Origin of the sequence: Chryseolinea soli, assembly GCF_003589925.1 — a bacterium.
In the GTDB taxonomy this organism is placed as follows: domain Bacteria; phylum Bacteroidota; class Bacteroidia; order Cytophagales; family Cyclobacteriaceae; genus Chryseolinea; species Chryseolinea soli.
Genome location: NZ_CP032382.1, coordinates 7,042,965 through 7,069,925, shown reverse-complemented (window position 1 = coordinate 7,069,925; position 26,961 = coordinate 7,042,965). Strand labels below are relative to the sequence as shown.

At 52.3% G+C, this 26,961-nt stretch carries 23 protein-coding genes; 12 read left to right on the top strand and 11 right to left on the bottom strand.

Translation table 11 applies throughout. The features are described from left to right. Positions 1 to 18 precede the first annotated feature (18 nt). Positions 19 to 891: a hypothetical protein gene (locus D4L85_RS29325; RefSeq protein WP_119757687.1), complete on the bottom strand. Its 873-nt coding sequence runs from the start codon at positions 889 to 891 to the stop codon at positions 19 to 21. Between the two features lie 304 nt (positions 892 to 1,195). Here D4L85_RS29325 and D4L85_RS34560 point away from each other — a divergent pair, with 304 nt between their 5' ends. The 3 genes from D4L85_RS34560 (at position 1,196) to D4L85_RS34880 (ending at position 2,724) form a co-directional block, all read left to right on the top strand. Beyond that, positions 1,196 to 1,543, top strand: coding sequence for a hypothetical protein (locus D4L85_RS34560; protein ID WP_160144082.1), 348 nt, complete (start codon positions 1,196 to 1,198; stop codon positions 1,541 to 1,543). Between the two features lie 233 nt (positions 1,544 to 1,776). Further along, complete coding sequence (locus D4L85_RS29320; RefSeq protein ID WP_119758995.1) at positions 1,777 to 2,157, top strand: VOC family protein; 381 nt, start codon at positions 1,777 to 1,779, stop codon at positions 2,155 to 2,157. Between the two features lie 126 nt (positions 2,158 to 2,283). After that, positions 2,284 to 2,724: a hypothetical protein gene (locus tag D4L85_RS34880; protein WP_228450670.1), complete on the top strand. Its 441-nt coding sequence runs from the start codon at positions 2,284 to 2,286 to the stop codon at positions 2,722 to 2,724. 106 nt (positions 2,725 to 2,830) lie between these two features. On the opposite strand, the gene D4L85_RS29310 is transcribed toward D4L85_RS34880, so the two are convergent. Continuing rightward, positions 2,831 to 4,039, bottom strand: a complete 1,209-nt coding sequence (locus tag D4L85_RS29310) for a glycosyltransferase (protein ID WP_119757686.1) — start codon at positions 4,037 to 4,039, stop codon at positions 2,831 to 2,833. Positions 4,040 to 4,344: 305 nt separating this feature from the next. Between D4L85_RS29310 and D4L85_RS29305 the strand changes: the two genes are divergently transcribed. Next, positions 4,345 to 4,812, top strand: a complete 468-nt coding sequence (locus D4L85_RS29305) for an SgcJ/EcaC family oxidoreductase (protein ID WP_119757685.1) — start codon at positions 4,345 to 4,347, stop codon at positions 4,810 to 4,812. Positions 4,813 to 4,850: 38 nt separating this feature from the next. Here the strand turns inward: D4L85_RS29305 and D4L85_RS29300 are convergent, their stop codons facing one another. After that, positions 4,851 to 5,501 (bottom strand): carbohydrate-binding protein, encoded by a 651-nt coding sequence (locus D4L85_RS29300; protein WP_119757684.1) that lies wholly within the window; start codon positions 5,499 to 5,501, stop codon positions 4,851 to 4,853. A gap of 288 nt (positions 5,502 to 5,789) precedes the next feature. On the opposite strand from D4L85_RS29300, the gene D4L85_RS29295 reads away from it, so the two are divergent. Both D4L85_RS29295 and D4L85_RS29290 read left to right on the top strand, forming a co-directional pair. Beyond that, positions 5,790 to 6,650, top strand: a complete 861-nt coding sequence (locus tag D4L85_RS29295) for a glycoside hydrolase family 16 protein (RefSeq protein WP_119757683.1) — start codon at positions 5,790 to 5,792, stop codon at positions 6,648 to 6,650. 70 nt (positions 6,651 to 6,720) lie between these two features. Next, a complete protein-coding gene (locus tag D4L85_RS29290) occupies positions 6,721 to 7,506 on the top strand; it encodes a glycoside hydrolase family 16 protein (protein ID WP_119757682.1) in 786 nt (261 codons plus the stop codon). Positions 7,507 to 7,597: 91 nt separating this feature from the next. On the opposite strand, the gene D4L85_RS29285 is transcribed toward D4L85_RS29290, so the two are convergent. Together D4L85_RS29285 and D4L85_RS29280 are read right to left on the bottom strand one after the other, a co-directional pair. Next, positions 7,598 to 8,398, bottom strand: a complete 801-nt coding sequence (locus D4L85_RS29285) for a ThuA domain-containing protein (RefSeq protein ID WP_228450669.1) — start codon at positions 8,396 to 8,398, stop codon at positions 7,598 to 7,600. A gap of 194 nt (positions 8,399 to 8,592) precedes the next feature. After that, positions 8,593 to 10,752, bottom strand: coding sequence for a pyrroloquinoline quinone-dependent dehydrogenase (locus D4L85_RS29280; protein ID WP_119757680.1), 2,160 nt, complete (start codon positions 10,750 to 10,752; stop codon positions 8,593 to 8,595). A 138-nt stretch (positions 10,753 to 10,890) separates the two neighbouring features. Here D4L85_RS29280 and D4L85_RS29275 point away from each other — a divergent pair, with 138 nt between their 5' ends. Beyond that, the gene (locus tag D4L85_RS29275) at positions 10,891 to 11,760 is read left to right on the top strand and encodes an ATP synthase subunit B family protein (RefSeq protein ID WP_119757679.1); all 870 of its coding nucleotides are present in this window, start codon (positions 10,891 to 10,893) and stop codon (positions 11,758 to 11,760) included. 54 nt (positions 11,761 to 11,814) lie between these two features. Here the strand turns inward: D4L85_RS29275 and D4L85_RS29270 are convergent, their stop codons facing one another. The 3 genes from D4L85_RS29270 to D4L85_RS29260 all read right to left on the bottom strand — a co-directional run bounded on the left by D4L85_RS29270 (position 11,815) and on the right by D4L85_RS29260 (position 15,498). Then, a complete protein-coding gene (locus D4L85_RS29270; RefSeq protein ID WP_228450668.1) occupies positions 11,815 to 14,190 on the bottom strand; it encodes an ABC transporter permease in 2,376 nt (791 codons plus the stop codon). Between the two features lie 179 nt (positions 14,191 to 14,369). Further along, positions 14,370 to 15,089, bottom strand: a complete 720-nt coding sequence (locus D4L85_RS29265) for a hypothetical protein (protein ID WP_119757678.1) — start codon at positions 15,087 to 15,089, stop codon at positions 14,370 to 14,372. A gap of 49 nt (positions 15,090 to 15,138) precedes the next feature. Continuing rightward, a complete protein-coding gene (locus D4L85_RS29260; RefSeq protein ID WP_119757677.1) occupies positions 15,139 to 15,498 on the bottom strand; it encodes a response regulator in 360 nt (119 codons plus the stop codon). Positions 15,499 to 15,815: 317 nt separating this feature from the next. Between D4L85_RS29260 and D4L85_RS29255 the strand changes: the two genes are divergently transcribed. The 5 genes from D4L85_RS29255 (at position 15,816) to D4L85_RS29235 (ending at position 23,219) form a co-directional block, all read left to right on the top strand. Further along, positions 15,816 to 16,448: an RNA polymerase sigma factor gene (locus tag D4L85_RS29255; RefSeq protein WP_160144081.1), complete on the top strand. Its 633-nt coding sequence runs from the start codon at positions 15,816 to 15,818 to the stop codon at positions 16,446 to 16,448. A 74-nt stretch (positions 16,449 to 16,522) separates the two neighbouring features. Beyond that, positions 16,523 to 17,587, top strand: coding sequence for a FecR family protein (locus D4L85_RS29250; RefSeq protein ID WP_119757675.1), 1,065 nt, complete (start codon positions 16,523 to 16,525; stop codon positions 17,585 to 17,587). A 226-nt stretch (positions 17,588 to 17,813) separates the two neighbouring features. Further along, positions 17,814 to 21,182 carry a TonB-dependent receptor gene (locus D4L85_RS29245; RefSeq protein WP_160144080.1) on the top strand — a complete coding sequence of 1,123 codons (3,369 nt, stop codon included), beginning with the start codon at positions 17,814 to 17,816 and terminating at the stop codon, positions 21,180 to 21,182. 18 nt (positions 21,183 to 21,200) lie between these two features. Beyond that, entirely contained in the window at positions 21,201 to 22,631 is a 1,431-nt protein-coding gene (locus D4L85_RS29240) for a RagB/SusD family nutrient uptake outer membrane protein (RefSeq protein WP_160144079.1), read from the top strand. A gap of 204 nt (positions 22,632 to 22,835) precedes the next feature. After that, the gene (locus D4L85_RS29235) at positions 22,836 to 23,219 is read left to right on the top strand and encodes a hypothetical protein (RefSeq protein WP_119757672.1); all 384 of its coding nucleotides are present in this window, start codon (positions 22,836 to 22,838) and stop codon (positions 23,217 to 23,219) included. Positions 23,220 to 23,519: 300 nt separating this feature from the next. Here D4L85_RS29235 and D4L85_RS29230 read toward each other — a convergent pair whose 3' ends face one another. The 3 genes from D4L85_RS29230 to D4L85_RS29220 form a co-directional block, all read right to left on the bottom strand. After that, a complete protein-coding gene (locus D4L85_RS29230; protein WP_119757671.1) occupies positions 23,520 to 24,383 on the bottom strand; it encodes a sugar phosphate isomerase/epimerase family protein in 864 nt (287 codons plus the stop codon). A gap of 283 nt (positions 24,384 to 24,666) precedes the next feature. Then, entirely contained in the window at positions 24,667 to 26,370 is a 1,704-nt protein-coding gene (locus tag D4L85_RS29225; RefSeq protein ID WP_119757670.1) for a GMC oxidoreductase, read from the bottom strand. Positions 26,371 to 26,373: 3 nt separating this feature from the next. Continuing rightward, the gene (locus D4L85_RS29220; RefSeq protein WP_119757669.1) at positions 26,374 to 26,889 is read right to left on the bottom strand and encodes a gluconate 2-dehydrogenase subunit 3 family protein; all 516 of its coding nucleotides are present in this window, start codon (positions 26,887 to 26,889) and stop codon (positions 26,374 to 26,376) included. Between the last annotated feature and the right edge of the window lie 72 nt (positions 26,890 to 26,961).

The window sequence follows — 26,961 nt, the reverse complement described above, 5'->3', positions numbered from 1 at the left end:
CATCTTGTAAGCGATGAACTATTCATGGCCATGGTGCTCGTGCGGCCGGCAACGCGCCCATTCATATTCAAATTTGAATACGCGGGTTTGTGTGGGGTCGCCCAGGTAGGTGGCATTCCAGACGATCTTTTTCACGAGGTTGCCGTCATAGGTATAGTTGAACTCATGGGTGGTTGCTGTGATCGGAGCACCTTCAATTTGATATACACCTTTAATCGGATTGTTCTCTGAATACACGCTGATCAAAGGAATGTTGTATGAGCCCACCGGGAAATTGACCGATCCGATCGGAAAAAACGCGGGGTTGTTCACGGCGTCCGCCAGCATCATAAACGGATTCGATTTGTGATCATAGGCTGAACCGGTGAATTCTGTAAAGATCGGTACGCAGTAGACCCGCGCAATGTTGTTGCCGCTGTAGACAAACCTGCGGTCGAGCTCGAAGCCTACGGTGGTGTTGCCGTCTTCATCGACGTTGAGTTCCTGTTCGACGACCCCCGACAGTTTGGTGGGCGAGAGGTAGTGAATGGTGACATGGCCGTGCGGCTGATCGATTCCATAGTAATCCGTATTCGCGGTGCTGACTTCCGTAATTCCCAAGGGACCTTGTACGAACGTGAAGCGTATGTTTGGCGCAGGCTGACCATCGAGCTTGATATCGATCTGAGAAAGCTTCTGGTTCTCATCATATAAAAAGATAATGTCACGGTCGGTGCCGTTCAATTTGGTCAACGTACCGTAAGCATCATACTCGGCTCGGTAAAGAATGTTTTCCCATTCAAACGTTTTGATACGAAGCTTTTGTGGCGAAGGACCGGGACCGAAACAAGACGATAAACATACGAAGCATACCAAGACCAGCACACTCGTGAGGGCGTTTAGATTTTTCATGGCGAGGGGTTTTTTATTTATGAATTAAGACAAACTTGAAAGCGTGATCTGATTGTTTCAGAATGGAAGATCGGGGCGGAAACATAATGGAAAACTTGATGTGGCACGCCGGAGCAGCATGCTTGTTACGGTGTTGGGGGATTTCATAGAAGAGGGGGTTAACTTTACCTAAGATAACTATTCGCATCTTTAGAAATCCCGTGTGCGTTTGTATTTATTTTTTGTTAAGCGGCGCAGATAGCCGATTCCGGGTATGCCCTGGCCGTTGAAAAGATCAGGGTTGTGGAAAATAAATTCGACCACCTTGTCTTTATCTTTTATCGACAACGAAGGGGGAATTTATTTTTCAGACCATCCCAAGCCTGCACCGGGTTGTTATTTAATGACATTGAACCGGGATATCCATTCCACGTCGATGGCCCGAAACACGTTCTTCCACCCCACGATGAACGCGCCGGACGTGTCGACCGTCTCGGCCAGCGAAGCGTCATCGGTTTCGGTCCTCTTTGTCAGAGATCCAACGGTGCAGCCGTTCACCACCTTCGCCCATCGGTTGGGTAGTGCTGATATCGGGATCGGCCGCGTAGCCGTCCAGCGACATCGTAGTGTCCAGGGTCCGTTTGCCCGCTTGAGGTTTCTTTTTGTTTCATGACTTTTTATTGGTTCGGGTATAGCGTACATTCATGATGTAAACATAGCGGGCGTTCACGATGTGAATGATCGTATTGCGACATTTGGCGGGCCGATCCCGACAAAGAAATGTTCCGGAGCAAAATCCCCCAAAGGTGGTGCGGCAAAAAAAACAATGGCCCGCCGGGAGTGTTTTATAGGCTGGGAAAAATGAATACTTCCCTGAAAACGAATATTCACCAAAACAAAACAGCCATGCTAAAGATCACTAAAGCCTTCAGCAGTTTCTCCACTGACGACTTGGGGAAAGCGAAAAATTTTTACGGCAACGTTCTTCATCTGGACGTAGACGATAAAAAAGAATACCTTGAAGTACATTTGGGAAAGAACAACAACGTGCTCATTTACCCCAAGCCGAATCACGAGGCCGCTACGTTCACGGTGCTGAACTTTCCGGTCGATGATATTGAGAAAGCTGTCAAGGAGTTGAAGCAAGCCGGTATACACTTCGAGCACTATGATGAGCCCGATTTTAAAACGGATCAGGATGATATTTCGCGCGGCGATCGCGGCCCGCATGTGGCGTGGTTCAAGGATCCCGCAGGCAACATTCTTTCCGTGATGCAGGAGCGGTGAGGAAAACGCATAAATCCCCCGGCGCGTTTTCTGCCGATGATCCGTGCAAAAACTGGAGGATCTATTGGGCGACACATTCCGTGAAAGGCATGAATATTGACACAGGAATAATCTAACCACACGAATATGAAGAAGCAAGCAAAACCCACGAAGAAGGGAAAAGCGGGGGATGAGAAATTTCCAGGATACCCGAAATATCCGGCACAGGAAGATATTATGAACCGTGCCAACCGCGTAGAGATGAGCATGGATGGCGAAGCGGCGGACGAACCCCTTGATCCATCCAAGGTCAAGACCGTGCGCAAGACCACCGGTAAGCACAACGAGTCCGATGTGACCAAAGACGACCTTCAAGCCTTGGGCGACACCGAATTGGAGTCCGACGAAGGGGATGATGAATTGTTGAAGAAACGCATATACCCCGTCGATTTCTCCGGCGAAGACCTCGACATTCCCGGCGTGGAAGATGATGACGCCAGCGAGCGCATCGGAAGCGAGGACGAGGAAAACAATTCCTATAGCCTCGGCGGGGATGACCACGAGGACTTAGAAGAAGATCATACGTAACAGGAGATCACTATAAAAGAGAAAGGCATCGATCAGAGATGGATCGATGCCTTTTTATATATAAACCAGAGAGAATGCTATCCGGTGTGTTGAACCGGCAACCGGGTCAATGTTCAACATGGCGTTCTTCCACCAAGAGGCTTTCGGTTTGCATCCATGCCTCCTGAAGATGTTTCGGACCCTGCAGTGCTTTTTTGGAAAGCAATGTTGCGATGAGTCCCATCATCTCACCCCAGGTTTTGTCCCACGATTGTCCAGCCAGGTAGTGGTCCACTTTGTACATCCAGTTGCTTTTCGTTTCCTCTTCGGCTGAAAGTAATTCTTCGGCTACTTTGATAAATTCATTTGCCGTGCCGGCGATAGAGACAAGTCCCGAAATGCCATAGGGGCGGATCACATCCGTGATGGGCGAGGAGATGACGGGCTTGCCGGCGGCCAGGTACTCGGCTGTTTTTGTCGGATTGATAAAGCGGGTGTACTCGTTGTGTGCAAAGGGGATCATGGCAATGTTCCAGCCGCCGATATACTGCGGAAGTTCTTCATAGCGTTTGGCGCCTAGGTAATGGAAGTTCCGGTAGTTGGGGAGTTGCGAGGAGCTTACGTTGACCACGGCACCCACCAGGATGAAATGCCATTGCGGACGTTTTTTTGATACGGTTACAAGCAGATCAAAATCGATACGCTGATCGATCTCGCCGAAATAGCCAAAGCGCGGACGGCCGATGGAGGCTTGATCCGGCGGATCGTACTTAAAGGTGCGCGCTGTGGCGAAATGATCCTTATCGATGCTGTTGGGAAAGAGATGAGTGTTTTCGTGAAGTTTGCGCGTGGCTTCGAAGACACGCTGACCGCTGGTGAAGACGACGTCGGCAAAGTCCAACAGTTCGCGCTCGTTCTCGCGCATTTCTTCGGTTTCGGTTGGACGGTCCATGCAATCGTAGATCACCAGGTCCGGGGTGAAATGCGTGCTCACTTTGAGGGCCTGCACCGAATAGTACCAGAAGATATACGAGTCGATCCGCTCTTCGTTGAAGAGGCGGATGAGCAACTCACGCCAGCGGGTGGTGGCATCGCTTTGCGTGGAATCACCCTGCAGATTGGGCGTAACAACGATGACCTGGTCTTCGGTGAGCGTGATGTCATACCGGTCGGAATTGGCATGGAAGACGGGCGATTCGATATAGAACACCCGGAATCCCTTAGCGAAGCGCTTTAACAAATGTTGGGGCCTGTCGGAGGTGAAGTTCCATCCGTGTTCGGCGAAGCAAACGATATCCCTGTGGGAATAGTCTGTGGGGTACGTGAAGTTATCCATGTGGCCTAGTGGTTTCTGCGTTGAATGGGGCGATCCGCGACGGTGATGCTGCGGAATAGCGGGAAAAATGTGTGCCAGAGTTTGGATGGCGTATAAATGGGGGGATTTCCAGCCGTTCCGGCCACATCACGGTGTTTTGGGCGCCCGGCGGGGAAAAAATCCCTTGGTCTTGGGTGAAATTTCCACACTGGGTGCTCCACAACTAGAACGCAGGGGCGCAAGAAAACTTATCCGGCAGTCCATAATTTTTTGGCCCGCCATTTTCGGGGAAGAAGGCATTAAGGTCATTTTAAACTGTCAACGCTATGGATACTCGACCATCGAAAACAGCGCATGCCGCGCAACATCAAGTACACGACCTGTACCGGGAACTGCTTCATCAATGGAACGCGAAAAGTGCGAAGGGATTTTCGGATCTCTTTCACGAACAAGGCTGGGCCGTCGGTTTTGACGGCAGCGAGCTTAAGGGTCGTGAAGGAATTTTTGGAGAGCTTTCGCGCGTTTTTAAGGATCATCAAACCGGTACGTATGTGGGCATGGTGAAGGAGGTCCGCTTTCCGAATGCTGACACGGCCCTGCTGCATGCCGTGGCGGGAATGATCCCCGCAGGAGAGAACTACATCAATCCGGGCCTCAATGCGATCCAAACCTTAGTGGCCTCGAAAATAAAAAATGAATGGCGTATCGAACTGTTTCAAAACACACCTGCGCAATTTCATGGGAGGCCTGAATTGGCGGTTGCACTCACCGCAGAATTGGCCGCGCTGATCTAGTGCAAGGAAAAATCAGGTCGGTTGCTAAATGCCGGGACTTACCGCTTTTTGAATTCGAGGTAATCGTAGTTCATCTGGCCGGTCCCCACGGTATGCAACGTGAGTACGTGTGTCCCTTTTGACAAAGTCACTTCCCCCAAGGTTTCCGCTTTATTCCAATGATGCCATTGGCGCCAGGCAATCGTATCGCCGGCAGCGTAAGTGGATTTTACAGGAAGATCTTTCGAGATGCGCTTTCCATCCCAATCCAACGCAATGGTGCCATCGTCGTGCGATGTATACATGAGCCCGACGGTGTAGATGCCTGCTTCTTTCACCTGCACGGTATAGTGAATCCATTCTCCCGGTTGCGTCCAGCCCACATACAGTTGGTCCATTTCGGGCGCCACGGTGTTATAAGGATTGTTGTCGATGTCTTTTCCTTTTGTGTAGGAAATGTCTACGCCCTCGCTCATGCGGAATTCGTTGAGGTAGGTTCCGTTGGCAGGATTGAGCTTTCCACTGCCATTGTTCACAGCGTCGGCATCGTGATAAGCGACACCTTCGCCCCCTTCGTCATAAAATTCGCATTGCACGCGGCCGGGGATGGACTGACTTTTGTTTTGCCAGGGCTTTCCCGTAGACACAAAACGAAACGCGGAGACGCCAATGAATAGTGCGCTGAATACAAAGGTGGAAGAGATTTTCATAGGGATGCCTAAACGATGCAGGTCTTTAAATGTAAACAACCTTGGCAAGCGAAACAAGGTCCAGGATAAACGTATGAAGTCAAAGATGAGATCCGGCAGGCTTCTATGATGAATCGGGTGAATGTTTTCCGCAGGCGGTAGCGGTTTTCTCAGGCTTGTATATTTCTTTGTATCGTGGCATCCCGGTGTTCCAGATCGGATACACCCGTTTCCCTGGCCTTCAAAGAAGACTAGTTACACGAAGCGTTTCTGATTACCTTGAGCAACGTTGGTTTAAATCGAAAAAAAATGAACAAGATTGTGAGACGAGAGGTTATGGTTTTTTTAATGGCGGCTCTCTTTCCGATGCTGGGTTGTGGCAGCGACGAGGCGGTAACCGGCGGGAGCGATGCATTCGTCATTCCCCAAACCGGCTATAGCACACCCACCAGCTATCCGGGCATGACCCTGGTTTGGCAGGACGAATTCGACGGTGTCGCCTTGAACACAACCGACTACTGGACGTTTGAGACCGGGACGGCCACCGACGGCTGGGGGAACCATGAATTGGAATATTACCAACCGGGAAACACCGCGTTGAAAGACGGCTATCTGGTGATTGAGGCAAAGAAAGAAAACGTTGAATCCAGCGCATATACATCCTCCCGGATCAAGACCCAGTTCAAAAAATCATTCCGGTATGGCCGCGTGGACATTCGCGCCCTGTTGCCCAAGGGCAAAGGCATCTGGCCAGCACTGTGGATGTTGGGTTCGAACATCACCCTGCTGGATTGGCCGGCTTGTGGTGAGATCGACATCATGGAAATGATCGGCGGTGGTTCCGGCGACAAGACCGTATACGGCACGGCCCATTGGGACCAAGCCGGCCGGCACGAAAGCGCCGGGGGCAACAAACCGTTGAGCGACGGCATATTCAATGATGCGTTCCATGTGTTCTCGATCGTCTGGACCGCCGCTTCCATCAAATGGTATATCGACGATGTGGAGTATTATACCATCGACATTACCCCGACTCAGTTTGCGGCATTTCACAAGGACTTCTTTCTCCTCTTTAACGTGGCCGTGGGCGGCGATTGGCCCGGGAGTCCCGACGACACCACGGTGTTCCCGCAGCGGATGATCGTGGACTACGTTCGCGTATTTCAATAAAACAACCTGCCGATGGTTTTGTAATTTACCCGCATCAAATCAATCTTAAACTGAACGCCCGAATCTAAACATGAATTTTACCCTGTCAAGGATTTTTGTTGTCGCCGTGTTCCTGCTGGCGGCGTGTACGGAGAAAAAAAAGCAACTTGTATGGTCCGACGAATTCGATCAGCCTGGCGCGCCCGACTCCACCAAATGGGGCTATGACCTCGGCGCCAGCAACGGCTGGGGCAACAACGAACTGGAATATTATACACACGATCAAAAAAATGTGCGAATAGAAGATGGCAAGCTCATCATCGAAGCCCACAGAGATTCACTCGAAGGAAAACCTTTTACCTCCGCTCGCCTGGTGACGAAAGGAAAAGGCGACTGGCTCTATGGTCGCGTGGAAGTGAAAGCAAAACTGCCGCGCACCAAGGGAACGTGGCCTGCCATCTGGATGCTATCATCGGATCGTTCGTATGGCAACTGGCCTGCCAGCGGAGAAATAGACATCATGGAACACGTAGGCTATGATCCCGGCATTATACATGGCACCATCCATACGGAAGCCTACAACCACATAAAGAAAACGCAAAAGGAAGGTAAAGTGGCCGTGCCGGATGCACGAGATCAATTCCACGTCTACGCCATTGAATGGACTAAAGACAAAATGGATTTCATCGTCGACGATAACGTCTACCACTCCGTTCCGCGCGACCCGAAGGACGACTTTAAAGGCTGGCCTTTCGACAAACCCTTTCACCTCATCATGAACCTGGCCGTGGGTGGCAATTGGGGCGGAAAAGAAGGTGTGGACGAAACGGGATGGCCGCAACGCATGGAAGTGGACTACGTGCGCATCTATCAATGAAGTAAAGAAAGCCGGTTAAGTTCACGATGGCGTTGATCCGACACGTTGCGTGAAAGATCAGTGCCTATTTTTTTCTACAAAACGCGGAGGGTTATTTCTTTTTTCCTTCTCCCAACCAAAGTATGGTGTTGATGATGAACTTGTCCTGCAGTTCATTGCCGAAGGTGTGCGATAGGGTCTCGTTTGTATGATGCTCGTAGTCGATGTCGTTGTGCCCCATGTTCATGTAGACCATTTTGTATTTTTTGTTGGTCCACGCGATCGGGTAATAGCCGCTATGCCAGATCTCGTGTGGCTTGGGGCCGGTGCCGAGTGGAAAGCTTGTGGAATCGACGGATAGAAGAATGGTGATGTCAGGGTTCGTGCGCAGGTCGTTGCTCCAGCGATACCATTCGCTGGGTGCAGACTTGAACGTTGCCGGCAATCCCTTGGTGGCGGGATGTTTCGGAGCTTCAATACGCAAGACGGCAGAGACAGGCCGCCATGTGTTGCTGACATAAGATCCTGCCCCCAGGAACACGTTGTGATACCAATCCCAATTTTGAGGATAAGCGGAAGGCGTTAACGCAAAGCCGGCAAAGTGACAGCCCAACCAAGCCCCGCCGTTCTCCATATATTTTTGGAAGGCCTCCCGTTGTTCGGGCGCTTCAGGACGTGTGTCAAGGAAGACCACGACCTGGTATTTCGAAAGGAAGGCAGTGTTCAGATTACTCCAGTTTGTCGTAGTGTCGTAGGTGAAATTGTATTTCGCTGCCATCTTTTGAAACCAAGGATGAGCCTCGTGGATATAACTGATGTGCGCCTGATCCTGTTTTCCTGTAAAGAACGCGATAACATGGAACTTTGCTTTTTTTTGTGCCTGCACAGGTGTCGCTCCGAGAGCAAGCAGCATAAATACGAGGCATGTGGAGAGGTTCTTAAAACGAAAGGAGGTCATGACAATGAAAATTGGTGATGTAGGTATTGAAATCATTTCAATATAAATCAAAAACCGTTGATGCGATTTTTTTACAGGTGGAAATTCAAACACAAATGATGTGTGCGATGTGTGTTTTAAGATCAACCGCGGGCTAACATAAAAGCAGGTCAGTCCGGCAACGCGAAGGCCATGATCCTGCCGCCCGGTTCACCTTTTTCACCGGTCACGGAGATCACCACAAATTGCTTTCCGCCGCTGGTATAGGTTGAGGGCGTGGCAAAACCATTCCCGGGCAATGTCGTTTCCCACAATACCGCACCCGTTGCTTTGTCGAAGGCGCGGAATTTGTTGTCCCGGGTGCCTGCGATAAAGACAAGACCACCGCCCGTTACCATCGGGCCACCCCAGCTGTCTGTGCCGGTGGGCGGGCCACCCGGTGTTTGCACCTCGGGGAAGTTTCCAAGCGTGATCTTCCAGGCGTATTCTCCCGTGTTCAGGTTGATCGCGTTCAACGTTCCCCACGGTGGTTTGATGGCCGGGTAGCCATCGGGTCCTTCGAAGTCACTGTAGGCCGTGAGATTCAGATAGACCGAAGTCGTATCCTGGAGAAGTGCTGATGCTTTTGGAAATTCATTTTTCTTGATCTCGAACAGAAATGCGATGATCTCCTCTTCATGTCCTTTCACCACGGAAGCAAACGCAGGCATTCTTCCGCCGCCGGTCTTGATCTTGCTCAACACAGCCTCCTGGGAAAGGCGGTCGCCGATATTGCGCAGCGACGGAAAGTTTGGTTCGCGCCCCTTGCGATCGGCACCGTGACACGTGCTGCAATAGTTCATATACAAGGTCCTCCCCAAACCAAAGAACGACCCACTGGGCGACGACTCGTTTTTCTTTATTTTTTTGATCTTCGCAATTTCCGGCGACTCATTCGAATTCACGTATAGCCATCCCGTGGAGGGATCATAGGCCGCCCCGCCCCATTCCGACCCACCGCGACTGCCGGGGAACATAAAGGTGCCACGCAAGTCCGGTGGCGTGAACATGCCTTCGTAGCGCAAGCTTCTGAGAAGGGCCAGAGCCGAGTCGCGGGCTTGGGGTGAGCGATCGGTAAGATCGCCTTCCGTCAAGGTCTGGCGCGCATAGGGTGCGGGTTTCGTGGGAAAGGGTTGCGTGGGCCACGTCTCTTCGCCGGGTATGGTGGAGGCGGGCACGTTGCGTTCCTCGATGGGAAAGATGGGCTCGCCGGTCTCACGGTTCAGCACATAGACAAAGCCGGTCTTGGAAGTTTGCGCAATGGCGTCGATGGATTTTCCATCTTTCTCGATCGTCACGAGATTGGGAGGTGCGGGGAGGTCGTAGTCCCACAAATCGTGGTGCACGGTTTGAAAATGCCAAAGGCGCTTGCCGGTTTTGGCGTCGAGTGCGACGATGCAATTCCCAAACAGGTTTTGCCCTTTGCGATCGGCGCCGTAGTAATCATAAGTGGGCGAACCCAAGGGGAGAAAGACAATGCCACGCTTTTCGTCAAGGCTCATGCCACCCCAGTTGTTTGCCCCGCCCACATATTTCCAGGCATCGGGTGGCCAGGTTTCATAGCCGGCCTCGCCGGGATGCGGAATGGTGTGAAAGGTCCACACCAGCGCACCGGTGCGAATGTTAAAGGCCCGCACATACCCGGGAGCGGCGCCGTACAATTCAGAAACTTCCGAGCCCAGGATGAGCAGATCGCCAAAGACTATCCCCGGCGATGTGGGCACGACCCAACCCTCTGGCTGATCGTCGGGCATTAAGTTCAAACTTACTTTTCCATTCTCTCCAAACGAAGGGATGGGTTTGCCGGTAACGGCATTCAAGGCGAGCAGGAATTTTCCGGCAGTGAGGAGAATGCGTTTGTCGTCGCCATCTTCCCAATAGGTTACGCCGCGGTACATGCCACCACCGCGCGCGCCATCAAACGGATCGAACGACCAAAGTTTTTTTCCAGTGCCCGCCTCCAGCGCATAGACCCAGTGTCGCACGGAGGTGGCATAGAGCACGTCGTTCACGATAATGGGATTGCACTCGGCTTTTCCAAAATGCGAGCCCTCGGGCGTGTCGTTGGGCATAAACGTCCAGGCCGGCTTCAGGTCTTTTACATTGTCGCGGTTGATCTGTGTCAACGCGGAGTAGCTGCTGCTGCCGGCGTCGGCTTTGTAGACCGACCAAGTGGTGTGTTGCTCTTCGCGGGAGCATGCCCCAAGCGTTACGATCGCTGCCATCGCCAGCCATCGCGTGGTGCACCGGGTGAAAATAGGAGGGTGATGAGGTTGCAGATGTCTTTTCATGCTTTGGGCATTTGGGTAGGGCCATCCAAATTAAAAGAATCCTGCATAGAGTCAAACCGTTTTTGAAGGCAACGGCAGTGCTTTTCTTTTAGCATCGGATTAAAATGCTGATATTCGTAAAGCCTAATTCCGCCTTTTATGGGTGACTCCCGCGCTATCGAGTACTTTTTCCTGAGAACCTTGTTGCGAATTTCGCTGGCGGGGGCGTCTCTTATTTTGGTCAGCGATATCATCTTTTATATGCAAGACACCTTGTCGATCATCATCGATGTGATCATTGTGGGGGCGTGTGGCTTGTCCTATTTGCTGATGCACAAAAGCTATACGACCTCCGTGCTCATTACAACCGGCTTCACCTTGTCGTCGATGATTTGGCAATGCCTGGCGGTGCCCATGAACACGACTACGTCGATGGCTATCATCCTGATCGTGGGATTTATCTTTTCGGTGCTGCTGCGCGGTGTTCTGATGCGGGTGATGCATGGCATTACGTGCGCGTCTATTGCGGGCATCTTTATCCTCCAGATGCAAAAGCCGGAGCTGCGGGTGGCGAAAGAACCCTCGGAAGTGCTCACGATGGGCATCACCTACCTGGTGCTGTACTTCATCCTCACGTACATCACGTGGATGCTGAAATCACGCTACGACACCGTCAACCACGCCCTTCACAACGCGAACCAGGAATTGGTGGAGAAAGCCAACGAGATCGAAGCGCAAAATGAAGAGCTGTTGCAGGGACAGGAAAACCTCAATGCGATGAACCGGAACCTGGAGCAATTGGTGATGGACCGTACCGCCAAAGTGCATGCACAAAACGAGATGCTGCTAAAATATACTTACACGAATGCACACCACTTGCGCGGCCCTGTGGCACGCCTGCTGGGATTGGTGAACCTTTACCGCATGGACCAGGACAACGCCGCATTCTTTTTCGAGAAAGTGGAAGACCAGGCAAAAGAGATCGACGACGTGGTGCGCCAGATCAACCAGGAACTGGGTTCAGTTTAGGATGCTCTATAAGCGCTGGCAAGCAGGCCTCGATCCACTCCGTCATCGAGCGTATCACTCTGACCGCAGATTTTTCACGGGATTCATCCGTGCGGCTTTGAATGTTTGCAAACCCACAGTGAACCACGCCAGTCCAAGGGCCAATCCTCCCCCGAAAATAAAATAGACAGCGTCGAGTGAAATGCGATAGGCAAAATGATCCAGCCACTGTTGCAGCAGGAGATAGCTGATAGGCAACGCGATGGCAATGGCCACGATCACGATCTTTGTAAACTCCGCAGAAAGCAAATACACAATGGCGGTTTCCGTGGCGCCCAGCACTTTGCGGATGCCGATCTCGCTGCGCCGGCGCTCGGCCGTGAACGCCGCCAGCGCGAATAAACCCAAACAAGAAATGAGGACCGCCAGCCCGGCAAAATAGCGCGATAAAGAGGCTACTTGTTTTTCGCTCGCATATTGCGCCTGGACGGCATCGTTCAGGAACGCATATTCCCATGTAAATCCCGGGTTGAAAGTTTTGTGAAGCGCGTGAATCCGGCTCACGGTTTCAGAAGCATTTCCCGCTTCGAGCCGCACCATCACCAGCATGGTTTCCTTGGGCGCCAGGCGAAAGATGAAGGGCTTCACTTTTTCGCGATACGATTGAAAGTGAAAATCCTTGGCCACGCCGATGATCTGCACGGGCGCTCCCCAGAGGGTGACCGTTTTGCCCACGGGGTTTTTCAGCTCCATGAGGTCGATCGCGGTTTGGTTTAGGATGATGGCCGCCGTGTCGGCCGGAAAGCTGCGAGAAAAAGAGCGGCCTTCCGCCAGGGTAATGCCCAGCGTTTCGAGGAGGTCGTAGTTCACGGGCAGTTGCGCGAAGCCGATCTTATCGTCTTCGTTCTTACCTTCCCACCGCAGGCCTGGGGTGGGGAAGAACGATTCCATGAGGATAGTCTGTTGCATGCTCGAAGCCTGAGCAACACCGGGAACATTTTTTAACTCGGTCAGGAATGCGTCAGGGTGTTCGGCGATGGCCCCTTCCATTTGAAAATACAGCAGCCGTTCCTGGTCGAAGCCCAGGTGCGCGGTTTGAATGAATTCAACTTGGCGGTAGATCACCATCACGGCGACGATGAAGAACACCGACAGCGCAAATTGGACCGCTACCAATCCTTTTCGTGTCCACAGCTCACCCAGTGACTTTCCAAGGTGCCCTTTTAGTACCCGCGCCGGTTGAAAGCCGGAGAGATAAAAAGCGGGGTAGCTTCCGGCGAGGAGCCCGGTCAGCAACGTGATCGCGGCGATGGTCAGCACCACGTTTGGTTCAAAAGGAATGGTGAGCTGTTTCCCCATGATGGTATTGAAGACCGGCAGCAGCAATTGCACCAGCGCAACGGCTACGATAAGCGACAGGATGGCCACGAACACAGATTCCAGCAAATACTGAACAACCAACGTTCGCCGTCCTGCGCCCACCACTTTTTTGATGCCCACTTCTTTCAGCCGGCGCGAGGCTCTTGCGGTGGACAGGTTCATGAAATTGATGCAGGCGATCACCACGATCAACATGGCGATGAGCGAAAATAATTTCACGTAAGCAATCCGTCCGCCCGTGGCGACACCGTTGGAATAGTCGCCATAGAGATACGTATCGGCATAGCGCGCCGCAAACAGGGTGGCGGTCGATGCAGGATCTTTTTGTTTGAGAAACGCGGCCAGCTTGTTTTGAAAATCGCCGGGCGAGGCCCCCTCCTTTAAAACGACGTAGGTAAGAAACGGCCCGCCGCGCACATCGGCTGAGACAGGCACGATGTCTTTCCATGTTTCGAAGGAGACCGCGAAGTCAAATTGTTGTGTGGACTGCGCCGTGACATCGGCAAACACGCCGGTAACGGTGCATGATCGCTTCAGGTTCAGCCATTTCCAATCCACGGTTTTGCCCAGGCTGTTTTCTATGGAGTTGAATAGTTTTTTGGCGAGCGTAGCGGAGATGACGATGGCTTGTTTGTCGGCCAGCACGTTGTCTTTGCTGCCCTGGATGAGCGGATACGAAAAGACATTGAAAAAATCCCGGCCCACAAACTGTCCGTGCGCCGTAACATCGTGGTTGGCGGACGATACCGTGAATTTTTGAAACCATGGGGCGGGAGTGATCACGGTGGCATGCTCTACTTCAGGCATTTCCTTCACGAGGGCTTCATGGAGTCCGCCGCCCGTGGTGCCGGAAGTAATAAGGCCGTCCGGCATGGGCGTGTTGGTCATGACCTGGTAGAGACGGTCGCGCTTTTCGTGAAAGGCGTCGACCTGTTTTTCGTCGTGTACCCACAAATAGATGAGTAATGCGCTGGCCAACCCCGTGGAGAGACCGATGAGGTTAATCAGGAATGTAGTTCTGAAACGTTGGATGTTCCGAAACAAAAGGAGCAGGGTGTGCCGCAGCATCATGGGGGTCCAGTTTAGGTTGAATGGCCGGCCTGCGCCGGTCTGGGTTGGATATTCAATCTTTATGCCACCTTAAAATACGCCAGGACAGGAAATATTCAAGGCTATGGAAAAGACACGCCGTTCGCCAACGGTCAGGGTTGGGCGCCATCGGGCAAGATCGGTGAGACGACGGCGAACGCTCAGGGGCGAAACGCCGCATCTGCCACCGGCGCATCGATCACCACCCGATCGACGACAACGGTCAGGATCGTCTGGCCACCGGTTTCACTTTCCGACCGGAAAGGAATTTTGATGCCGTTTACATCGCGATAGTCGCTGAACCGTGTATTCAACAGTGCGCCTCCCAACTCAACGTTTTTGGAGACGGCCGTTTTCTGGATGAGCAGAAAGGAAGTGACATCAAAATAAAAAGTCTCCTTGGCTCCGGACTTGAGCGTGAGCACTACTTTGTAACAAAGCGCATGGCCCACACTATCTTTCCCGTCCACTTGCGCCTGGTGTCCTTTGGCTTTGTAGTTGAGGAGGTTGCCGGTCAGTTCCACATCGGCTTCGTTGGCCATGGCCTTGGCGGCGTCGCCTTCCAGTAGGGTTGGGGTGGTCTCGTCTTTGAAGACGTCGATCTTCCATCCGCCCTTTCCATCGAAGCCCTGGGCGTAGTATTTGCCATTGGACGTGACTTTGAACGCGTAGTGATCCGGGGCTTTCGCATACGAAGTAAAGGGGAATTGGAGGCCACCGTAATCATATAGCCCGGAGGTGGTAAGCGTCTTGATGGCTTCCCAGCGTTTCTTACCGCCAATGGCTTTTGTGTAGCGTTGAATGACCTCGTCGGCCGTTTGGGCTTGAAGGGCAGGGGCGATCAGGAGGAGTAGAAAAAGGCAAAGGGTGGCAACGCGCATAAGCAAGGGAAGTGAGTGTAATAAAAGTTTTAAGACAGGATAGCGTGATTCAATTCAGGAGTTTTTTTACTTTCTTGATCAGGTCCTTTGCATCGACGGGCTTTACGAGAAATTCGTTGATGCCTTGTTTCAGCGCCAGCTTGATCACCTCTTCTTCGCCATCGGACGAAAGCATGATGATGGGCGTTTTGCGCTGCTGGTCTTCGCGTACCCATTTCAGGATCTCGTCGCCGTTGCGATAGGGCATGTGGATGTCGGTGATGATCAGGTCGAAGTCGTTGGCGGATTGGAGTTGCTGGAAAGCCTGTTTCCCATCCTTGGCCAGCACCACTTCGAATTTTTCCTGTTCCAATGCGAGTTGGACTACTTTCAAAACGATAGCATCATCTTCGCAGACCAGAATTTTCATAGGCGCCAGGCAGTTAATTTTTTCCGCGTCAAGATAGCAGGATTCGGGTGGAGTTACAATGGGGTTTGCATCCGGCGATTTGTTGGAAATTAGGATGGAAAAGCATATTCAATCGATTACTTGCCGCGATCGTGTCACGGCGTGTGTTCGAAACACACGCCCGACGTTGTCGCCTTCATCAACGCCGTTCGACCAACCGATTTCACGTTCACCCAAAACAGGTTCTTGATTTGTGTGTGAACTTTTTATTACCTTTTCGTTGCCGAGCAGGTTTTTTTTGCAACCTGCAGAACCTGATGACCCACCGTCCAAACGATATGACGCACGAAGACCTGCAGGGTTCCGCCACCGGAAGTGTGAACATCGCATCCATTCTTTTTAAATCAGGCACGAGCCAGGCCGAGATCGATGGTGTGGTGTGGTCGTTGCTGAAGCAAGGCCATCGCAGTGCGTTGGATTATATCTTCGAGAAATACGTTCGACTCTTATATACCTACGGCGCCACGCTTTGCAAAGATGGTGCACTGGTGGAAGACAGCATCCAGGATGTTTTTGTCGAACTCTGGAACCGGCGCGAGCAACTTTCCCAAACCGACAACATCAAATTCTACCTGTTGAAATGCCTCCGTCGCCGCATTGTGCGTGTGCTTTCGGCAGCCCATCGTGAGCAAACGCATCAGACGTTGGCCTCGGTAGAGGGCGACGGTCTCTATGCGTCGATCGAAACGGACATCATTCAGCTTCAAACGGCATCCGAACAACAGCAGCAGCTCACGGATGCGTTAGGCAAACTCAGCAAACGGCAACGCGAGGCGGTTTACCTGAAATTTTATGAGCGCATGACCTACGAGCAATTGTCGGAGGTGCTTGAAATCGATCTAAAATCCACCTACAAGCTCATTGGCAAAGCTATCGACGCCCTGCGCAAAGGGGTTCGTTTTATTTCCTGAAAATATTTTTTTTGAAAAAGAGGGGTACTCGCCAGGGGTTGTGCTTTTATAGATAACACAGCGCCTGAACCCTCATGAACTACAGCACCTACTCGGCCGATGATTTTATAAAGGACGAATACTTCCAACATTGGGTTTTTAACCCCGACGCAGAAACCGATGCGTTCTGGCAATCTTTTCAGGCGCAACATCCTGACCAACAGCAACCGTTGAACGAAGCCCGCCGGTTTTTACTGGTCTTTCATGTAAAAGAAAAAGATGTGCTGGAGTCGCGCATCAGTCACCTCAAACGCCGAATTGACCTGGCGCTGGATCAACCCGAACGCCAGGAGCCGCGACCAGCCGAAGCCACGACAACACCCCGGAGAACCAGCGACCTGAAAGTCTATGCCATCGCGGCCAGTCTCACGGCCCTGGTTGCCTGTGCTTTTCTTTTGTTGTGGATCCGCAGCGACACGGACCCTCTCCATGCCTACACCAACAACCTGGTGACGCAAAAAGGACAGCGCTCGCTCATCACCTTAAAAGACGGGACCAAAGTGTGGCTCAACACCGACAGCCGGCTCAGCTATCCCTCCAGCTTTGACGGTCAGCCGGTGCGTGAAGTGTCGCTGGAAGGCGAGGCGTTTTTTGACGTGGCCGAAAATAAAGCCCAACCCTTCATTGTGCATACAGCCGAAATCAACGTAAAAGTGCTCGGCACGGCCTTCAACGTGCGCTCTTATCAGAAAGATCAAAAAGTGGAAACCACCCTGGTACGGGGTAAGGTGAACATCGAGTCCACCGGCAAGCAAGCCAAGGCGGTGACGCTGTTGCCCAACCAGCGCGTGGTGTTTGAGAAGATGTCGCGGCAACTGCTGTTGGAGAACCGGGTGAACACGGAAAAATATACGGCCTGGCGTGAGGGCAAACTCATTTTTGAAGACCAGCCCCTGTCGGAGATCGTGCAGGCGCTGGAGCGCTGGTATAACGTGACTATTCACGTGGAAGACACCGGATCGCTGGGCTGCCGCTTTTCGGCCAACGTGGACAACAAGTCTTTGGAAGAAGTGCTGGAGCTGTTCAAGGCTTCGGAAAATATTGACTACCGCCGCGAAGGCGACCAGGTATCGATCCTGGGTAAACTGTGCGCTGAATGAACATCCTAACCCGAATCCCATGAGCACATAACCTCCCTAAAATAAAAAGAGTCGGAAAGTGTTGGAGCACCTCCCGACCTTATGTCACGCCCCTCGAGGAGGTGCGTGGCCGGATAATAAAATGGAACACTTTATTAAACCTAATGTCAAAGTTATGAAAAAAACTTTACGCCATTACTTTGGGCGATCCAGAGAGCAGCGTACGCACACCCTAACGAAAAGCGCCATGCTAGCATTGATTTTCGCATCCCTCAGTATGTTGCCGCTGCAGGCCCGCGACACCGCCCGGGCAGGGGAAAAGATCAGCGTCTCCTTCCACGAAACCTCGCTGAAGGAGGCCTTCACGATCCTGGAGTCGAAAACACCCTACCGCTTCTTCTACAACCACAAGGTGGTGGACACGTCGCGCAAAGTCACCCTGGCCTTTACCAACTCCACCATCCACAATGTGCTGGCGGAGCTTTTCAGGAACAGCAGCATCACCTACAAGATCAAAGGCGACCAGATCGTCCTGAAAAAGAAACGGGAAATGGCTTCCTCGGGCACCACATCCTTTTCAACACTGGAAGAAGATGACTCGGGCGACGGAGCAACACCCGTAGCTGATGAAGCCATCGCGATGATCAGCACCGTGGCCTTTGCCGTTACCGGCAGCGTGATCGACGAGAACGGACAGCCCATGCCGGGTGTGAACGTGATCGAAAAAGGAACGACCAATGGAACATCCACCGACAAGGATGGCGTTTATAAAATTTCCGTTCAGGATGATAACGCCACCCTCGTGATCTCCTTCATTGGCTATGTCGCCCAGGAAGTTCCCATAAACGGCCGTGCACAGATCAATGTCAACATGACCCCGGATGTGCACGCGCTGCAGGAAGTGGTCGTCGTGGGGTATGGTACCCAACGCAAAAGCGACCTCACGGGCGCAGTCTCCAGCGTGAAAGCGGACGACATCAAGAAGATGCCGATCGCCACCGTAGACCAAGCCCTGCAAGGCCGCGCCTCCGGCGTGACAGTGACCTCAAATTCCGGCTCACCCGGAACGCCCGTGCAAATCCGCGTGCGGGGTGTGGGCACCATCAACAACTCGTCGCCCCTCTTCGTGGTGGACGGTTACCCGGTGGATAACATCAGCTTCCTCAACGCCTCCGACATTGCGTCGATGGAAGTATTGAAAGATGCTTCCGCGACGGCCATCTATGGTTCGCGCGGTGCAAACGGCGTGATCCTCATCACCACCCGCAGCGGAAAGAAGAGCGAGAACACGGTGATCGCGTTCGATTCGTATATCGGCTTCTCGAAAATGTGGCGCAAACCTGGGTTGCTCAATGCCTCGCAGTGGGGCATGCTCAACACGGAGGCGCAGAACAACGCCGGCAACCCCATCATCTTCCCCGAGCTTGCGAACTACCAGACCCTTGGAAAAGGAACGGACTGGATCAATGAGGTGACCCGCACGGCCGTCACCCGCAATAACAACCTATCCATATCCGGCGGAACCGATAAGGTCACGTATTTCATTAGTGCCAACAATTATAAACAGGAGGGTATTGTCAACAAGACAGACTTTGAACGCACCTCGGTTCGTCTCAACACCTCGGTGAAAGCCAAGTCATGGCTCACCGTCGGTGAGAACCTTACGGTGGAGTCGTCTACGCAACACAAGGTGAACGAAGACGACGAATGGTCGTCGATATTGATCGAAGCCAGCAACATCGATCCTGTCACCAAAGTGCGCAACCCCGATGGCACGTATGCCTCTACAAAATACATGGATACCAGCAACCCGGTAGCGGCGATCAATTATACCAATGCTTACTCCAAGCAATTCAATGTGGTGGGCAATGTGTTCGGAGAGGTTAACTTCTCCAAATCGCTGCAATTCCGGTCCAACATCGGGGTCACGTATCTGTTTGGAAAGGATCAGAATTTTATACCGGTCTATACGGTTTCCACATCGCAACGAAACGAGATCAGCTCGTTGCAAAACTCTTCCACCAACGGAACCACCTGGACCTGGTCCAATTATTTTACCTATAACAAATCGTTTGGGCAACACGATCTTTCCGTGCTCGCCGGTACGGAAGCGTATAACACCTTCGTGGAATATTTCGATACCCGGGTCACCAACCTCATCGACGATAATGGCCAGTTCCGCTATGTAGACAACGCGTTGAACATCTACGCCACCTCTACGGGCAAGCCCACCGACATGAAGCGCATTGCCTCTTTGTTCGGGCGTGTTAATTATAATTTTGCAGACAAGTATCTCTTCACCGCCAACATCCGCCGCGACGGCTCGTCCAACTTTGTGAACAAACGCTATGGTGTGTTCCCTTCGTTTTCGGCCGGCTGGCAGATCGGTAAGGAAAATTTCATGACCAACGTTGCTTTCCTCAGCAGCCTGAAGCTGCGGGCTGGTTGGGGTAGCATCGGTAACGAGAAAATTCCGGCCTTTGGTTATTTGAACCCGGGTAAGCTCGGACAATCGTATCCGTTCAATAACCAGATCACCAACGGTATCACGTTCCCCAACGTGGCCAACCCAAACCTGCATTGGGAGACCACCAACACCACCAACATTGGTATAGACGGAGCGTTGTTCAACGACAACCTGACCTTCACGGCAGAGTACTACATCAAACGCACCAAGGATATGCTGGTGGCCATTCCGCCGCCTAGTCACACCGGTATACAGGATTTTCCTTATCAGAACGTGGGTGTCATGGAAAACAAAGGCTTTGAATTGGACTTGAACTACAGCAGCAATGCCAGCGGAAAGTTCAGCTACAAAGTCGGCGGTAATTTCTCGATGTTCCGCAACAAAGTGGTGAACTTGGGTGGTCTCGATCAAATCGAGGACGCACCCTTGCGCAACCAGGGCAATGTGTCGGTCACCAAAGTGGGAAGTCCCGTAGCACAGTTCCAAGGCTATAAGACCGATGGTCTCTTTCAAAATGAAGCCGAGGTGCTGGCCCATGTAGACAACGACGGCAACCTGCTTCAACCCGATGCAGCCCCCGGTGACATTCGCTATGCGAAAGGGTCCGACGGACAACTCTTCTTCGGCACCATTGGCAATCCATTGCCCAAGTTCACGTATGGTTTCAACGCGCAACTGAACTATGGTGCATTCGATCTGAGCATTTTCATTCAGGGTATTTATGGCAACGATGTCTTTAATGGTACAAAGGTTTACACCGAACGTCCCGATGCAGCCTACAACTTGAGCACGCGCATGCTGAACCGCTGGACGGGCGAAGGCAGCACCAACGATGCGCATTATCCCCGCTTGAATGCCGCCGATGCCAACAACAACTGGTTCTCCGACCGCTATGTGGAAAAGGGATCGTACATGCGCGTGAAGAACGTGCAGTTGGGCTACAACCTGCCCAAGGCTTTGCTGGAGAAAATGAAGATCCAGACGCTGCGCTTTTATGTGGGTGCCACCAATTTATTTACGGTGACCAAGTACACGGGCTTCGATCCCGAGATCGGCACGGGCTACTACGGATCGCTCGACCTGGGCATCGACCGGGCCACGTATCCGCAACCGCGCATCTTTACCGGTGGCTTAAACCTGACCTTCTAACCGATGAACATGAGAACCATGAAAAAGATATTCAGAATATTTCTCGCCTATGCTGCCTGCATCGCGGTGACGTCATGCTCGGACAGCTTCCTCGACATCAATGCCCCCAGCGTTTCGGAACAAAGTTTCTTTACGACCGAAAGCCAGGCCAACCTGGCGCTCACGGGATGCTACGACATCCTGGGTTGGGATGATACCAACTATTTTCCTTTTTGGCTCGGCGATATCCTCGGTCACGATGCCTACAAAGGCGGTGAAGGTCCCGGCGACCAACCGTGGATCGAACCGTTGCTGAACTTTCAATACAACGCCGGCAACCCTGGTCTGCCCGTTCCCTTCCAGCACTACTACTTTGGCGTGAACCGTTGCAACCGCGTGATCGACAAAGTGGCGGAGATGACCAAGGAAATGATCGACGACGACAAGAAGGCCCAGGTGATTGCCGAAGCGCGGTTCCTGCGCGGCTACTATTACTTCGAGCTGGTGAAGATCTTTGGTGAAGTGCCGCTGGTCGATCACCTGATGAAAGCCGGCAATTACAACCTACCCAAGTCCAGCCTGCAAGAACTGTGGACCTTTATCGAAAACGACTTCAAAGCCGCGGCCGGTGTGCTATTGGAAAAAGGAGAACAAGATGTAGGGCGCGCTACCAAAGGTGCTGCACAAGCTTTCCTTTGCAAGGCTTACATTTTCGAAAAGAAATGGCCCGAAGCGCTGGCGATGGCAGAAGAAGTCATTCAGTCTGGCAACTATGACCTGGAAGCCAGCTATGAAGACAACTGGAAACTGGACCACGAGAACGGCATCGAGTCGGTGTTCGAGATCCAGTTCACGCCGTCGGGCACCGACGCCTGGGGCGACGACAACGAAGGCAACGAGTTTGTGATTTTCACCCGCAGCCGCAACAACGGCGACGGCTGGGGCTTCAACTGTCCCAAGCAATCTTTTGTTGACCGTTTCGAAGCCGGCGATCCCCGCCGCGATGCCACCATCATCGACGACGGCGAAGTGCTGTGGCCCGGAACCGACGACGAAACGGTTGCCGACAACCAATTCTCTTCCTGCATCGATCTCTACATGGGACAAAAATACCAGATCCCTCCCAGCGAGTGGGGCCTGCAAAGCGACGACCCCAACAACTGGATCGTCATCCGCTATGCGGAAGTGTTGCTCTGGGCTGCAGAAGCCGCGGCACACACCGGCGGCGATTGGCAAAGCTATCTCCAGCAAGTACGCGACCGCGTGAGCATGGGACCGACACCCATCGCGGATGGACTGCAAGCCGTTTATCACGAACGCGAAGTAGAACTGGGCATGGAAGGCCAACGCCTCTGGGATATTATCCGCCAGGGCCGCGGCGAAGAGGTGCTGGGTGAAGAAGGTTATGTGGAAGGCGTGAATAATTATTTGCCGATCCCCCAATCGCAGTTGAACTTTATCGACAACTGATCACAAAAATTTAACAATAAAGAAGAGGCCGCCGGAAACGACGGCCTCTTTTGTTGTTCTGCCGGACGACCGCACTGGGTCTTGGTTTTCGTAAAGAAAGTTTTGTATCTTCAATCAAATGGATGGATGCATGAGCAGACAACACAAAGATCAGTATCCATCGAAATGTTCGACGACCGATTTTAATATTTTAACCGGATACCGATGAAAAGAACCCTCACTTACTTTGCGGTAACATTCCTTTCCGCCATGATCATCTCCGCCTGCAAAAAGGACGACGACGGCACCTACAACTGCCCGTTAAGCCTTTCCACCAAAGCTCCGGCAGACGGTCTGGTCGTCTACAGCGTTACCCTTGAATCCGGCGCAGGCGTTGCCAATCTCATCACCTACCAAGGCACATCCGGCAAAGTGACCCTGAACAACCCAGACCTACCGTTCCACGTCACCATCGACGTAAAAGCAGACGACATTATTAGCATTGCCACGAATGTCACGGCGATGCATGGCAAGATAGCAGTAGGCTATGCGTTTTCGGACCCCGGGGGGGTGAATCCGGAGGTGAATACGCAGTATTGTGAGAATTGAAAATCAGGAACCGGTAGCTTGGGATCGGTACTCAGTAGCCAGTAGTCAGTAACTAATACGCGGGCCATAGTTCAGTTTGATGCTAAACTATGGCCCGTGTGTATTTTAAATAATGAGAACTTGCCTTGCCAGACTTCAAGATGTCACGGACGTTCACTGGCTCCAAGTAATGGCCTTGAACAAGGATCTTTGGCAACTTACTCCTGACTACTGAACGCCGATGTTAAGCTACTAACTACTGGCTACTGACTACTGACTACTGGCTACTGAGTACCGAGCACTAGCTCCTGGCTCCTGATTCTATTTCTTCAAACTTTTCAAATAAGCAATCGTCTGCGGCACCTGCTCGTTCACCCGGTTGCTTTCGTCTTCGATAAAAAAGTGTTTGATCCCTACTTTATTGGCCTCTCTCAAAATTCCCGGGATGTCAATTTCCCCTGTGCCCAGTGCGACGTCGTTATCGGTTGATGTTCCTCCGGTGAGGTCTTTCGGGGTTCCCTTGCGGAGGTCTTTCAGGTGCATCAGTTTCCAGCGGTTGCCGTATTTCTTTAGGAGAGCCACGGGATCGCCGCCGCCGAAGTGTGTCCAGAGTACGTCCATTTCGAAGGAGACATATTGCGGGTTGGTGTTGGCGATGATGTAGTCGAGGAGCGTTCCTTTTTCGTAAGGTTGAAATTCATAGCCGTGTGTGTGGTAGCAGAAGGTGATGCCGTTCTCTTTGAGAATTTTGCCGGCAGCGTTGAAGTCGGCTACTGCTTTTTTTGCATTCTCTAAGGTGAAGTTTCCTTTTTCGTGGGGTATCCAGGCGCACATCAGATACGTGGCGCCAAGCGCTTTTGCCCGTTGCGCGACACCAGCAGCATCCTTAACCAACTCCTCATAGCCCGCGCCGGTAGAAGGAATGGTGATCCCGCGTTCGTTGCAAAGCTTCTTGAATTCTTCCGGAGCCATCTTACCACCACTACCTTCTATTTCCGTAAAGCCAAACCGCTTGATGGAATCCAAAGTAGCCTCAACCCCATTGGGAAAGCTCCGGCGAAACGTATACGCCTGCACCCCAAACGGCGCAGTATATAAAGCATTTTTATTTGCCTGCGCCAACACCACGTCACTCGCGCAGAAAAGGCCAAGAACAAAAAGACACAAGACAAAGTTTTTTTTCATAATAGGTTTATGTTTTGGTTTAGTGTTGCATTTGTAATTTAACTCAACTAAAAATCTAATCCCACGAACCCGGCCCACCAGCTACTAATCCCCAATCCGTCCCCCAGCTTCTGAATGCCAATCCCCACAACCACCGACTCCACAGCTACAGGCTGCTGACTACTGACTACTGATTGCCGATTCCCAACTACAGGCCCTGACTATCGACACTGAACGTCGAAGTCAAGCTACTGGCTACTGACTACTGGCTACTGAATGCCGATCCCGAGCTTCTGGCTCCTGATTACAAATTCCTCCGCCTCAACTCCTCCACCGCATAATTCGCCGCCCGCGCAGCAAATGTCATATACGTCAGCGTCGGATTCTGCGTACTGGTAGACGTCATACAAGCACCATCCGTGACAAACACATTCTTACAATGATGCAGCTGATTCCAACCGTTCAGCATCGACGTCTTCGGATCTTTCCCCATGCGCACACCGCCCATTTCGTGGATGTCGGCTCCGGGAGGCGTTTGGGTATCCACGGCGCTGATATTGGTGAAGCCGGCGCGTTCGAACATTTCTTTGGATTGGGCAATATAGTCTTGCACCATCTTGTCGTCGTTCTCGCTCCACTCGCAGGAGATGATCAATTGGGGGATGCCGTATTTATCTTTTTGATCTGTAGAGAGCCGCACGTGATTTTTTTCCAGGGGCACGCATTCGCCCATCATCCAACTGCTGATGTGCCAGTTGCCGAGCTTGGGTTTGAGCAGGTTCTCGCGCAATTGATCACCGATCATGTTGGTGTCGGAGCCGGTGCCGCGTCCGCCGCCGATGCCGATGGCATAGCCGCGGAGAAAATCCATTTCCTGTTTGCGCACATTTCTGAAACGCGGTATGTAGGCGTTGCTGGGATTGCGGCCGTCGGTCTTTTTGTCTTTGAAACCTTCGTATTCGGCGTTGGCTTTTCCGCGGTAGTTGTGCCACGAAACATATTTGCCCAGCACACCGCTGTCGTTGCCCAGTCCATTGGGAAAACGGTTCGAGGTAGAGTTGAGCAAGATGGCGTTGCTGTTGAGTGCGGAGGCGTTCACGAAGATGATGTTGGCATAGAACACCATAGTTTCCATCGTCGTGCCGTCGACGATGCGCACGCCGGTGGCGCGTCCCTTGGTGTCGTCATAGATGACGGAGTGCACCACGGCGTGGGGTCTGATCGTGAGGTTACCGGTTTTTTGTGCCCAGGGGATGGTGGAGGCATTGCTGCTGAAGTATCCTCCAAACTGACAGCCGCGGTTGCACATCGTCTGACTTTGACAGGCGCCGCGGCCTTGTTGGCGGTGTATTTCCTGTGGGTCGGTGAGGTGGGCGCAACGGGCCTGGATCAGGTGGCGGTCGCCATAATTTTTTTGGAGACTTTCTTTAAAGTATTGTTCGATACAGCTCATCTCGAAGCCGCGCATCACTTCGCTGTCGGGCAACTCGGCGAGTCCGTCTTTGTTCCCCGCGATGCCGGCAAATTTTTCAACGTGGGCATACCACGGCTCGAGGTCTTTGTAGCGAATGGGCCAGTCCACGGCAAAGCCATCGCGTTGAGGACCTTCAAAATCGAAGTCGCTCCACCGCTGTGTTTGCCGTGCCCACAGCAGCGACTTGCCGCCTACGTGGTAGCCACGGAACCAGCGGAAAGGTTTTTCCTGGATGAAGGGTTGCTCGTCGTCGCGGATCGCCCAATGAAAAGTTTCTTCGCGCACGAAGCGGGCCAGTTGAAAGTCCTTTCTTTTTTCCAGGGGAACACTGCCGCGGTATTCGAATTCATAGGGGCCTTTGCCGGCCGTGGGATAGTCCTTTACGTGTTTCACGTCGCGGCCTCTTTCGAGCACAAGCGTCTTTAGTCCTTTATCGCAAAGCTCTTTGGCAGCCCAGCCACCACTGGCGCCCGAACCGATGACGATGGCATCGTAGGTTCTTTTTTCGGTGGAGTCGATGTTGAAGTTTGCCATGCGTTATGCGTTTACACAGCCGTAGTAATGACCGGGTGCGGTGTTATATTCCAGGATGTTCACCATCACTTGTCGCGAAGTGCTGAAGCCGCGGATGGTCTCGGTTTTGAGAAGCGTGAAGAAATCTGTTTCGTTTTTGTCGGCCGAGGTGGAGCGCTTCAATAAAAGGGTTTCGCGCTCCTTCTGGGTGCATTGGGGGAAGGGCCGGCCGTAGGAGGCGCGGGCGTCGGCGTCAAGTTTTTTGAGTTGGTCTTTTATGTTTTGTTGGACTTCGGGTTCGTAGCAATCGTCGAACAATTTTTGGAGGAACTTATCAACACCCACCACCAGGGCACCCAGCACGGCGCCTTGCGGAATTATAGTGTCGGCCGTGGAGGCGATCAGCGCCTGTTCGTCCGTTGAAAATGTGGAGGGATGGGTGGCTACGTCGGTCTTTTGCCATTGTTTGGCCCAGGCGGGCAAGGCGATCAAACCTCCGGAGGCGGCCATCAGTGCTTTTAAACTTTCACGCCGGTTCATAATTTGTTGAGAATAAAGGTTGGACGTACACTTGAAGGTACGACAAGGTGCGATCGTTAAAAGGTAAATTAT

What these genes read in the sequence shown, in the direction of transcription:
- D4L85_RS29290 (WP_119757682.1), top strand. Translation starts at nt 6,721, where the DNA reads ATGAATTTTACCCTGTCAAGGATTTTTGTTGTCGCCGTGTTCCTGCTG.
- D4L85_RS29255 (WP_160144081.1), top strand. Translation starts at nt 15,816, where the DNA reads ATGACGCACGAAGACCTGCAGGGTTCCGCCACCGGAAGTGTGAACATC.
- D4L85_RS29270 (WP_228450668.1), bottom strand. Translation starts at nt 14,190, where the DNA reads ATGATGCTGCGGCACACCCTGCTCCTTTTGTTTCGGAACATCCAACGT.
- D4L85_RS29320 (WP_119758995.1), top strand. Translation starts at nt 1,777, where the DNA reads ATGCTAAAGATCACTAAAGCCTTCAGCAGTTTCTCCACTGACGACTTG.
- D4L85_RS29245 (WP_160144080.1), top strand. Translation starts at nt 17,814, where the DNA reads ATGCTAGCATTGATTTTCGCATCCCTCAGTATGTTGCCGCTGCAGGCC.
- D4L85_RS29235 (WP_119757672.1), top strand. Translation starts at nt 22,836, where the DNA reads ATGAAAAGAACCCTCACTTACTTTGCGGTAACATTCCTTTCCGCCATG.
- D4L85_RS29260 (WP_119757677.1), bottom strand. Translation starts at nt 15,498, where the DNA reads ATGAAAATTCTGGTCTGCGAAGATGATGCTATCGTTTTGAAAGTAGTC.
- D4L85_RS29325 (WP_119757687.1), bottom strand. Translation starts at nt 891, where the DNA reads ATGAAAAATCTAAACGCCCTCACGAGTGTGCTGGTCTTGGTATGCTTC.
- D4L85_RS29305 (WP_119757685.1), top strand. Translation starts at nt 4,345, where the DNA reads ATGGATACTCGACCATCGAAAACAGCGCATGCCGCGCAACATCAAGTA.
- D4L85_RS29285 (WP_228450669.1), bottom strand. Translation starts at nt 8,398, where the DNA reads ATGCTGCTTGCTCTCGGAGCGACACCTGTGCAGGCACAAAAAAAAGCA.
- D4L85_RS29225 (WP_119757670.1), bottom strand. Translation starts at nt 26,370, where the DNA reads ATGGCAAACTTCAACATCGACTCCACCGAAAAAAGAACCTACGATGCC.
- D4L85_RS29295 (WP_119757683.1), top strand. Translation starts at nt 5,790, where the DNA reads ATGAACAAGATTGTGAGACGAGAGGTTATGGTTTTTTTAATGGCGGCT.
- D4L85_RS29240 (WP_160144079.1), top strand. Translation starts at nt 21,201, where the DNA reads ATGAAAAAGATATTCAGAATATTTCTCGCCTATGCTGCCTGCATCGCG.
- D4L85_RS34880 (WP_228450670.1), top strand. Translation starts at nt 2,284, where the DNA reads ATGAAGAAGCAAGCAAAACCCACGAAGAAGGGAAAAGCGGGGGATGAG.
- D4L85_RS29300 (WP_119757684.1), bottom strand. Translation starts at nt 5,501, where the DNA reads ATGAAAATCTCTTCCACCTTTGTATTCAGCGCACTATTCATTGGCGTC.
- D4L85_RS29265 (WP_119757678.1), bottom strand. Translation starts at nt 15,089, where the DNA reads ATGCGCGTTGCCACCCTTTGCCTTTTTCTACTCCTCCTGATCGCCCCT.
- D4L85_RS29275 (WP_119757679.1), top strand. Translation starts at nt 10,891, where the DNA reads ATGGGTGACTCCCGCGCTATCGAGTACTTTTTCCTGAGAACCTTGTTG.
- D4L85_RS29220 (WP_119757669.1), bottom strand. Translation starts at nt 26,889, where the DNA reads ATGAACCGGCGTGAAAGTTTAAAAGCACTGATGGCCGCCTCCGGAGGT.
- D4L85_RS29250 (WP_119757675.1), top strand. Translation starts at nt 16,523, where the DNA reads ATGAACTACAGCACCTACTCGGCCGATGATTTTATAAAGGACGAATAC.
- D4L85_RS29280 (WP_119757680.1), bottom strand. Translation starts at nt 10,752, where the DNA reads ATGAAAAGACATCTGCAACCTCATCACCCTCCTATTTTCACCCGGTGC.
- D4L85_RS29230 (WP_119757671.1), bottom strand. Translation starts at nt 24,383, where the DNA reads ATGAAAAAAAACTTTGTCTTGTGTCTTTTTGTTCTTGGCCTTTTCTGC.
- D4L85_RS29310 (WP_119757686.1), bottom strand. Translation starts at nt 4,039, where the DNA reads ATGGATAACTTCACGTACCCCACAGACTATTCCCACAGGGATATCGTT.